4 protein-coding genes are annotated in these 7326 nt (G+C 68.4%); all 4 read right to left on the bottom strand.

The window, feature by feature from the left end; translation table 11 throughout:
- Window positions 1–312: 312 nt before the first annotated feature.
- Window positions 313–1503, bottom strand: a complete 1191-nt coding sequence (locus ABD156_RS30130) for a low temperature requirement protein A (protein ID WP_344281298.1) — start codon at window positions 1501–1503, stop codon at window positions 313–315.
- 102 nt (window positions 1504–1605) lie between these two features.
- Window positions 1606–2415: a MerR family transcriptional regulator gene (locus tag ABD156_RS30125; RefSeq protein WP_344281295.1), complete on the bottom strand. Its 810-nt coding sequence runs from the start codon at window positions 2413–2415 to the stop codon at window positions 1606–1608.
- A gap of 745 nt (window positions 2416–3160) precedes the next feature.
- Window positions 3161–4630: an MFS transporter gene (locus tag ABD156_RS30120; RefSeq protein ID WP_344281292.1), complete on the bottom strand. Its 1470-nt coding sequence runs from the start codon at window positions 4628–4630 to the stop codon at window positions 3161–3163.
- On the bottom strand, window positions 4630–7326 hold a 2697-nt coding region (gene dnaE, locus ABD156_RS30115), incomplete at its 5' end, for a DNA polymerase III subunit alpha (protein ID WP_344281289.1). The genes dnaE and ABD156_RS30120, both read right to left, overlap by 1 nt.

Genomic DNA, 7326 nt, shown 5'->3' with positions numbered 1-7326 from the left:
CACACCCCGAACCAAACCCGGAATCAACCAGGCCAAGCTCGATGCGTTATTTCAAGCTTTTGTTTTTCCGGAGTCCAACTCTACACCCTGGGAAGCTCGAGGCTTCGTCGGGGGCTGGTTCAGCTCCGGAGGTTTGGGACCACCCACTCTACCACTACTGTGGGAGCTTGGTTCGTGTTCCCGGTGGCCGCCGGGTTTCCCTGGCGACGAAGAGAACATTACACGGCCCGAAACAGCCCTCGAACAGGGGGGTCCCTTTTTTCGCGCCAAGCCCTGACCTGCGTCGATCCGGCGGCCGAGACCCGAGGGCGGTCAGCCCGGCTCGCGCTCCCCGTGCGTCGCGATCACCGTGACCCCGACGAGGATCGCCGCGAGGGCCGCCGTCACGTGGATCGGCGCCGGGCCGAACGACGCCGCGAGCACGAGCACGGCCGCTGCCGGGAAGCCGATCGCGATCGGACGGCATTCGTTGGTCGGGCCGATGTGCAGCAGCCACACGCTGAGCAAGAAGATCGCGACCGGGATCGTCACGGCCAGCGCGGTCACGATGCCGCTGACGTGCACCTGCCCGCTGTCGAAGCCGACCGCCAGTTCCAGCCCGGCGCCGACGGCCGCGGCCGAACCGAAAATCAGGTAGTGCCCGTATCCCCAGCTCAACGCGGTCCACCGGGAGTTGCCGCGCTCGAGGCGGGCGTGCCCCGGCTGGTCGAAATACAGCCACCACATCGAGAACACCAGGACCAGGCCCGCTACGGCCAGCGACACCAGCTCCCCGGTGTGCTCGCCCTCCGCGATCCCCTCTTTCACCGCGTTGGTGGCGCTGAGCACGGTTTCGCCGAGCACGATCAGCGTGAAAAGCCCGTACCGCTCGGCGATGTGACGCGAGTGCCACGGAGTGGTGGTCCGCGCTTCCGCGAACGCCGGCACGGCGAGTTCCAGGACCAGGACGACAAAGAAGCCGACGAACCCCGCGGTGCCGGGAATCGCGAGCCGGACGATCCACAGGATCTGACAGGCCGTGATCCCCGCTGCGTAGCGGTACGCGGTCGTGCGCAATCCCGGTGACTGCCGCGCCGCGCGCAACCATTGTGCGACTGCCGCGAGCCGCATCAGGACGTATCCGATGACCACGATCGTGAAGTCGCCCGCGAAGGCTTTGTCCACGCCGGCCGCGACAGTCAGGCCGCCGGCGATCTGGACGAGGGTGGCCAGCCGGTAGGGCACGTCATCGGTGTCGAACGCCGACGCGAACCAGCTGAAGTTCAGCCAGCCCCACCAGATCGCGAAGAACACCATCCCGAAACTGAGCACCCCGTGCCCGACGTGGCCTTCGGAAAGCGCGTGGTGCAGTTGCGCGGCGGCCTGGCCGACGGCGACCACGAAACACAGGTCGAACAGCAATTCCAGCGGCGTCGACGCGCGGTGTCCTTCACTGGTGTCGCGCGCCCGCATCGGCCGGTACCACACCCGGACCCGGTTGCCCGGCGATGCCTCGTGGGCCATGAGCGCTCCCCTCTTCGCAGAACGCGGCCATCCCAACATGATCGACGGCCGTGCGCGAGCGCGACATTCCCGAGCAGCCGGAACCGGGTGAAACCGGACGTCTCAGCGCAGCCGGACCGCCAGTTCGAAGACCGGATCGTCGAGGGCGGCAACCCCGGGATCGCACAGGAAGATCTGGCGCGGCTTCCAGTCGGCTTCGACGTCGTGGCCGGCCAGCCAGCGGTGCAGCGACTCGGCACCGAGCGCGGTCATCATGTTCGCCTTCGGCACGGTGACGTAAGCCTCGCGGCCCGCGTCGTCGGTGCTGAGCGTCATCTCCGGAAAGGCGATTTCCCCGCCTTCGGGGTCGATCGGGCAGCAGAACTCGACCAGGCCGTCGCTGTCATTGCTGATTTCTCCGTGATAGCGCAGGAACGGCCGTCCGGCGCTGCCTTCCGGGCGCGGGACGGCCGGGCCGCCGAAGAAGGCGAACAGCGGGGCGGCGAACTCGCCGATCCGGTCGGCGGTCAGGTGCTCGGAGGTGACGAGCAGCGTGCGGGCGGGCATTTCGCGAACGGACACGTCGTACATCGGGGTTTCCTTCCCTGCCAGCTGGTCGAGGAAGAACCCGGCGAGTTCCCGCTTCGCGTGCCACGCCCGCTCCTGTTCCTCCCAGTACGCGCGGACCTCGGCCGCCGCGGCGTCCGCCGGCAGGTCGAGGACAGCCCGGATCCGCGGCAGCGGCATCTCGAGCCCGCGCAACTGGACGACGCGGCGGGCCCGGTCGAGCTGGTCCGGCGAGTACCAGCGGTAGCCGGTGTCCGGGTCGACGCGGGCGGGCGGCAGCAGGTTCGTCTCGTCGTAGAGGCGCAGCGCTTTGGGCGAAAGGCGGGCCAGGCGCGCGAACGCGCCGATGGCGAGCAGGTCCGTCATGGGTCTCCCTCGTTCGGAACGCTCTGAGCGTGGGGCCGTCCCCAAGGGGAAGGTCAAGAGGCGCGGGCAGCGTTTTCGGCACGCCCGGAGCCGTGCGATCGGACCCCAAGACAACGGGCACGCGGCACGGACAGCATTCGACACGTCCAGAGCCGCGCAGCCGGGCCTGAAGACAAGGTCGACCTGCACGGACAGAGTTCGACGCGCTCAGGGTCGTGCGGCCTGGGTCCGGCGACGACGTCGAGCGCCACGGACAAGACCCGCTCGGAACCTCCGCGGGCAGCCCGGGGCAACGTCGAGCGGCATGGACAAGCCCCGGTCGGAACATCGGCGGCCGGCCTGCGGGCAAGGTCGAGCAGGGAAGGGAAAGGCGGGCGGGCCCGGTTCCCCCTCGCCCGGGCCCGCCCCGTTGCCTTCGCGCGCACTCGGCCGGCCACTCCGGGCAGTGCCCCGGCGATTCGCCGTACGGTCCCCCGCGGACGCCGACGAATTTCGTACCGGAATGCGACTCCGGGTGTCCATTCCCCGGAACTTCGGACTCCCGGGCCGCTCGGCCGATCGACCCATCCCCGGTCGATCGAACGAATTGCCACTGTAGGTAGCCAAAGTGTCGTTCTGAAGGCTCCATAAGGTCTACTCGGTTGCTCTGAGTAGCACTAGGGCCGAAGGTCACCTGTCACCCGGATGGAGTATCACCTGGTGGCGGTAAGTAGCTCACCGAACAGGCAAGATAAGAGTTGCCAGATTACGTACGGTGAATATTCGCTGCGGACTGCGCAGCTTGGCGGTCCTCCGTCAGGATGGCACGCCTCCTGCGGGCGCGGAGTTCGAGGGTCGCGAACGCCAGCGCGACCAGCGTGAGGCCGGCCGCGCAGCACATCGCGGCGGTGAGCGCGGTCTGGTGCCCGGCCGCGGGAACCACCGATTCGAACACCGACGCCAGCACGGCCGTGCCGATCGCGGTGCCGATCCGCTGTCCGGTCTGCAGCGCTCCCCCGGCGACGCCGGCCAGCCGGTTCGGCACGCATTCGAGGGTGAGCGTCGTGTTCGGCGAGATCACCATCCCGCCGCCGATTCCGCCGATCAGCAGCGGACCGGCCACAGCGAATCCCGCGGCCGACGGCGGCACCCACTGCACGACCAAGGCCACGGACAGCAGCGAGAGCGCGACGATGCTCAGCCCGGTGACAGTCAGCCTCCGGCCGAACCGGGTCACGAGCCGCCCGGCGACGGCCGCGGTCACGGCCGAGCTCAGCGCGAACGGCGTGACCGCCAAGCCCGACTGCAGCGGCGTGTATCCGAGCCCCTGCTGGAAGAAGAGCGCGAACACCAGCCAGATCCCGGCGAACCCGCAGAAGTACAGCGCCCCGACCGCCGCGCCGCTGGCGTAGCCGGGAGTGCCGGTGAAGAGCCGGATGTCCAGCAGCGGCGGCCGATTCCTTCGAGTGACGCGCTGTTCCCACCACACGAACGCCGTGCCGAAGACGATCGCTACCCCGAACAGCCACCACAACCGGCCGAGCCCGCCCCGTTCGGACTGCACCAGCGGCAGCAGCACGCCGAGCACCGCGACGGCCAGCAGGACGATCCCGACGAAGTCGATTTCCGTGCGCAGCCGGAACTTCCGCCGGTCCGCGCGCGGCAGCAGCTTCATCGCGAGCCCGAACGCGACGACGCCGATCGGCACGTTCACGTAGAACACCCACCGCCAGCCGTCCGGATCGCCGAACAGCGCGAGGATCACGCCGCCGAGCACCGGGCCGACCGCGGTGGAGATGCCGACGACCGCGCCGAACATTCCGAAGGCCCGGCCGCGCTCGGCGCCGCGGAACAGATCCTGGATCAGGCCGCTGTTCTGCGGCGTCAGCATGCCCGCGGCACAGCCCTGGGCGAGCCGGGCGGCGACGAGCGTCGCCGGATCGGAGGCCGCTCCGGCGAGCGCGCTCGTCGCGACGAACGCGGCCAGCGCGATCAGGAACATCCGGCGGCGGCCCAGCGCGTCGCCGAGCCGGCCGCCGGTGACCAGGACCAGGCCGAAGGTGAGCGCGTAGCCCGAGACCACCCACTGGATGGTGCCTGCGCCGGTGTTCAGGTCGCGCTGGATCGAGGGCAGAGCCGTGTTGACGATGCTGACGTCCAGCAACGTCATGAACCCGGCGGCGAGGGTGACCGCGAGCGCCCGCCAGCGGCGGGGGTCCGGCTCCGCCTCGGTCATCAGGTGTTGGCGGTGATCCCAGGGATGCCCTTGAGCTCACCGATGAGCATCGAACTGACCTTCACCGGGTAATCGTAAAGCGCGAAGACCGTCTGGTTCTTGCCGACGAGCTTGAGGTGCACCGGCGTATCGCCCTTGTGCGCCAGCAGCGTCGACTTCAGTTCGCTGACCACCGCCTGGTCGATCTTCTCCGCGGCGGCCAGCAGCACCAGCGGCGGTTCCTCGTCGCCGTTGCCGATCTCGGACAGGTCCAGCGGCACGAGCCCGCCGCCGAACACCGACATCTTGTCCTCGCGCCAGTTGACCCGGCCCTTCACCAGCACCGCGTTGTCCTCGACCAGGTCCGCGGCGAACATCGAGTACGCCTTGGCGAAGAACAGCACCTCGAGCGCGGCGTCCATGTCCTCGACGGTGCAGATCGCCCAGGGCTCGCCCTTCTTGTTGACCCGGCGTTCGAGCGAGGTGAGCAGGCCGGAGATGACGACCTCGCCCTCCTTCGGCGGGTCGGCGAGCAGCGCGGCGATCGGCTTCGGCGCGTGTTTGCGCAGGATGCGCTCGGCCCCGTCGAGCGGGTGCGCCGACACGTACAGGCCCAGCATTTCGCGCTCGTAGGCGAGGAGCTGCTTGCGCGGGTACTCCTCTTCGCCGAACTTGAGGTGCGCGAGAGGCGAGGACGACGGCGCTGCCTCGGCCGCGTCGCCGTCCTCGGCACCGAACGAGCCGAACAGGTCGAACTGGCCCATCGCTTCCTGGCGCTTGAGCGGGACCACGGCTTCCACCGCGTCCTCGTGCACCTGGATCATCGACAGCCGGGTGTGGCCCATCGAGTCGAACGCGCCCGCCTTGATCAGCGACTCGATCACCCGCTTGTTGCAGGCCACCAGCTCCGATTTGTCCAGGAACTCGGTGAACGAGGAGTACTTCCCCTTCTCCTCGCGCGTCTTGATGATCGACTCCACTACGTTCGCGCCCACGTTGCGCACCGCGCCCAGACCGAAGCGGATGTCGCTCCCGACGGCCGCGAACCGCAAAGCCGACTCGTTCACGTCCGGCGGCAACACCTTGATCCCCAGCCGGCGGCACTCCGACAGGTAGATCGCCGACTTGTCCTTGTTGTCACCGACCGACGTCAGCAGCGCGGCCATGTACTCCGCGGTGTAGTTCGACTTGAGGTAGGCGGTCCAGTACGCGATCAGGCCGTACGCGGCGGCGTGCGACTTGTTGAACGCGTACCCGGCGAACGGGAGAATCGTGTCCCACAGCGCCTTGACCGCTTCCGGCGAGAAGCCGCCCTCGACCAGCGGGCTGGACCTCATGCCCTCTTCGAAGCCCTCGTACTCCTTTTCGAGGACTTCCTTTTTCTTCTTGCCCATCGCGCGCCGCAGCGTGTCCGCTCGGCCCATCGTGTAGCCCGCGACCTTCTGGGCGATCTGCATGATCTGCTCTTGGTAGACGATCAGGCCGTAGGTCTCGGACAGGATCTCCCGCAGCGGTTCCTCCAGCTGCGGGTGGATCGGCTTGATCTGCTGCCGGTTGTTCTTGCGGTCGGCGTAGTCGTTGTGCGCGTTCATGCCCATCGGGCCGGGGCGGTACAGCGCGAGCACCGCGATGATGTCCTCGAACCCGGTCGGCAGCATGCGCCGCAGCAGGTCGCGCATCGCGCCGCCGTCGAGCTGGAACACGCCGAGCGTGTCGCCGCGGCCGAGGAGCTTGTACGACTCGGGGTCGTCGAAGCCGAGCCGGTCGAGGTCGATCTCCTCGCCGCGGTTGGCCTTGATGTTCTCCAGCGCGTCGCCGATGACGGTGAGGTTGCGCAGGCCGAGGAAGTCCATCTTCAGCAGGCCGATGGCCTCGCACGACGGATAGTCCCAGCCGGTGATGATCGAGCCGTCGTCGCGCTGCCACACCGGGATCGCGTCGGTGAGCGGTTCGCTCGACATGATCACCGCGCAGGCGTGCACGCCGGCGTTGCGGATCAGGCCTTCGAGGCCGCGGGCGGTGTCGAAGATCGTCTTGCACTCTTCGTCGGTCTCGACCAGCGTGCGGACCTCTGCGGCCTCGGCGTAGCGCTCGTGTTTCGAGTCGACGATGCCCGACAGCGGGATGTCCTTCGCCATGATCGGCGGCGGCAGCGCCTTCGAAATCCGGTCCGCGATCGAGTAGCCCGGCTGGCCGTAGTGCACGCGGGCGGAGTCCTTGATCGCCGCCTTGGTCTTAATCGTGCCGAAGGTGATCACCTGCGCGACCCGGTCCGCGCCGTACTTGTCGGTGGCGTACCGGATCATCTCGCCGCGGCGGCGGTCGTCGAAGTCGATGTCGATATCGGGCATCGACATGCGCTCCGGGTTCAGGAACCGCTCGAACAGCAGCTTCTGCGGGATCGGGTCGAGGTTCGTGATGCCCAGCGCGTACGCGACCAGCGCGCCCGCCGCGGAACCACGGCCCGGGCCGACCAGGATGCCGACCTCCCGCGCGTGCTGGATGAGGTCGGCGGTGATCAGGAAGTAGGACGGGAAGCCCTTGCCCTCGATGACGCCGAGTTCGTAGTCGCAGCGCTCCTCGTAGCCGTCCGGGACGCCTTCGGGGAACCGCCACTTGAGGCCCTCGGCCACCTGATGGCGCAGCCAGGAAGCATCGGTGTGGCCTTCGGGGACGTCGAAGACCGGCATCCGGTCCTTGTGCGTGTACACGTCCTC

Origin of the sequence: Amycolatopsis albidoflavus, from assembly GCF_039525725.1 — a bacterium.
GTDB classification, from domain to species: domain Bacteria; phylum Actinomycetota; class Actinomycetes; order Mycobacteriales; family Pseudonocardiaceae; genus Amycolatopsis; species Amycolatopsis albidoflava.
The sequence above is the reverse complement of the archived record's forward strand: the minus strand, read 5'-3'. Positions and strand labels throughout refer to the sequence as shown.

What these genes read in the sequence shown, in the direction of transcription:
- ABD156_RS30125 (WP_344281295.1), bottom strand. Translation starts at nt 2,415, where the DNA reads ATGACGGACCTGCTCGCCATCGGCGCGTTCGCGCGCCTGGCCCGCCTT.
- ABD156_RS30120 (WP_344281292.1), bottom strand. Translation starts at nt 4,630, where the DNA reads ATGACCGAGGCGGAGCCGGACCCCCGCCGCTGGCGGGCGCTCGCGGTC.
- ABD156_RS30130 (WP_344281298.1), bottom strand. Translation starts at nt 1,503, where the DNA reads ATGGCCCACGAGGCATCGCCGGGCAACCGGGTCCGGGTGTGGTACCGG.